General features: G+C 78.4%; 1 pseudogene. It reads right to left on the reverse strand.

From position 1 onward, the window contains the following. Positions 1 to 3,003, reverse strand: a pseudogene (locus AWC08_RS36685) (PE family protein); the annotation flags it as partial. Between the last annotated feature and the right edge of the window lie 3 nt (positions 3,004 to 3,006).

Consider the following 3,006-nt stretch of genomic DNA (forward strand, 5'->3'; position numbering starts at 1 on the left):
GTTCCCGCCACCCCCGCCGGTACCGCCAAGGCCGCCAGTACCACCGCTGCCGGCGGCGCTGGTGCCACCTGCCCCGCCGACGCCACCCTGGCCGGAACCGCCGCCGGCGCCGCCTTTGGAATCGGTCAAGCCGCCAGTGCCACCGGCGCCGCCACTACCTCCGCTACCGCCGGCCCCACCCTTGCCGCCGTTGCCGCTGGCGCCGGTGGCACCGCCACCCGCTCCCCCGGCGCCGCCCAGAGCGCCGGTACCACCGTTGCCGCCGTTGCTGCCCACTCCGCCGGTGCCGCCGATGCCACCTTGGCCACCGATCCCTGCGCTGCCGCCGGCCCCGCCGGCGCCGCCATCACCGGTACCGGTGTTGTCACCGCCGGCCCCGCCTGCGCCGCCGGCGCCGGAATTGCCCCCGTTGCCGCCGGCGCCGTTGACGGTGTTGCCGCCGTTACCACCGTTACCGCCGTTGGCACCGTTTCCACCGGCCCCGCCGACGCCCCCGGCGCCGCTGCCGGTGGCGACGCCGCCGGTGCCTCCGGCGCTGCCCGCACCGCCGGAACCGCCCGCGCCGCCCACGATGGAGCCGAGGCTGTAGCCGCCGTTGCCGCCGGTCCCGCCGTTCGCGCCGGCACCGCCGTTCCCGCCGTTACCGCTCCCGTGGCCGATGCCACCGGCACCGGCACCTCCGGCTGCGCCGCCCGTTCCGCCGCTGCCGCCCGGGAAGCCGGCAATCGTGGCCTGGCCGCCGTTACCGCCGTTGCCGCCGGCCCCGGCGTTGCCGCCCTGGCCGCCGTTGCCGCCACCGGTGCTGGCATTGCCGCCGGCGCCGGCCGTGCCGCCACCACCTCCCGCACCGCCGTTGCCGCCGTTGCCCAGTCCGTCGGAGATGCCGCCGTTGCCGCCGCTGCCCCCGACACCGCCGCTGCCGCCGCTGCCTCCATTGCCGCTGCTTCCGAGGGCATTGCCGCCCGCACCTCCGGCACCGCCGAGACCACCCGCGGCACCGGCGGCACCCGGGTTGGAGTTTCCGATTCCGCCGCTGCCGGCGTCGCCGCCGGTCCCACCGTTGCCTCCCGCTCCGCCGCTGCCACCGTTGCCGCCGTCGCCGGTGCCGGTGTTATTGCCCCCGGCACCACCGGCACCGCCCGCCCCGGCGGCGCCGGCCGCACCGCCGGCGCCGTTGACCACGTTGCCGCCGTGGCCGCCGGTGCCGCCATTCCCACCAGCACCACCGGTGCCCCCATTACCGGCGGCGCCGCTGCCGCTGGCAGTGCCACCGGAGCCGCCGGCACTTCCAGCCGCGCCCGCACCACCGGTGTTTCCGGCGACCGCACCCAGGCTGTTGCCGGCATTCCCTCCGGAACCGCCGACGCCCCCGGCGCCGCCGTTGCCACCGGTACCGTTGCCGTCGCCGGCGCCGCCGGCACCGGCCACCCCGGCCGAGCCACCGTTGCCGCCCTTGCCACCGGACCAACCGGCAAAGCTGGCGCTGCCGCCGTTGCCGCCTTTGCCGCCGGCACCCGCGGCACCACCTTGGCCGCCGTCACCGCCGCCAGCACCGCCGGCACCACCGGCGCCGGCCGTTCCCCCTGCGCCACCGGCGCCGGCGGCCCCGCCGTCACCTCCGGTGCTGCCCAACCCGCCACCGGCCCCGCCGTTGCCACCGTTACCGCCGGCGCCGGAAGCGCCGCCCTGGCCGCCGTTACCGCCACCGTCACCGCCGGCACCGCCCTGGCCCGCGATCCCGCCATTGCCACCGGCGCCGCCGATAGCGCCGGGTCGGGTGAACGCACCGACGCCGTCTCCGCCGTTCCCGCCGTTACCGCCGGCGCCGGAAGCGCCGCCTTGCCCCCCGTTACCGCCACCGACACCGCCGATGCCCGCGCCACCCTTGCCGCCGGCACCGCCGTTACCGCCGTTGCCGCCCTTGCCGCCGGCGGTGTTGTCACCGCCCTTGGCGCCCGCGTCGCCGGTGCCGCCGGCACCACCCTTGCCGCCGTCACCGCCGGTGCCATTGCCGCCGCTCCCGCCGCCGTCGGTGCCCGCGCCGCCCACACCCGCGGTGCCACCGGTGCCGCCGGTCGCACCGCTGGCGCCGTCGCCGCCGTTGTTGCCGGTGTTGGCGCCGCCAGAGCCGCCGAAACCGCCGGCACCGCCCTTACCGCCGGTCCCGCCGTCACCACCCTTGCTGCCGAGGCCGTCTCCGGCACCGCCGGCACCGCCTTGTCCTCCGGTACCGCCCTGACCGCCCGCCGTCCCGCCCGACGGGGAACCCGAGTTGGCGCCGTTGCTGCCGTTGAAGCCCTGGCCGCCGGTGCCGCCGGTACCGCCCTTACCGCCGGTGCCGATGGCTCCGGCGCCGCCACCGTCCGTTCCGGTCCCTGCCACACCCGCCGAACCACCGGTACCACCGGTACCTCCGCCACCACCCAAACCGCTGCTGCCGGTGTTGTTCCCGCCGGTCCCGCCCTGACCGCCCTGACCGCCCACGCCTCCGGCGCCACCGGCACCGCCGTTGGTCACGCCGTTGCCCGCGCCGCCGTCACCACCGGAGCCACCAGCACCACCCTGACCGCCCTGCATGCCCGCGGTGGGCGAGGCCGAGCTGCTGCCGGTCCCACCCTGGCCGCCCTGACCGCCGGTACCACCCTGACCGCCCACTCCGCCGGTGCCGATGCCGCCGGCCGCGCCGCCATCGGTACCGGTGCCGCCCGCACCGGCCTTGCCGCCGGTACCCCCCTGTCCGCCGGCCGCCCCGCTACCGCCGCTGAAACCGGTGTTGTCGCCGCCGGTCCCGCCGGTGCCGCCCTGACCACCGATGCCGCCCTGGCCGCCAGCGCCGCCACCGTTGCCGAGGCCGTCGCCCAGACCACCAGCGCCGCCGTCTCCGCCGGCACCGCCGGAACCGCCCTGGATCCCGGCGGTCGGCGCGGCCGAACTGCCGCCGGCCCCACCCTGACCTCCGCGCCCACCTTTGCCGCCGTCACCGCCCACCCCTCCGCTGCCCATACC

Source organism: Mycobacterium gordonae (assembly GCF_002101675.1).
Lineage (GTDB): Bacteria > Actinomycetota > Actinomycetes > Mycobacteriales > Mycobacteriaceae > Mycobacterium > Mycobacterium gordonae.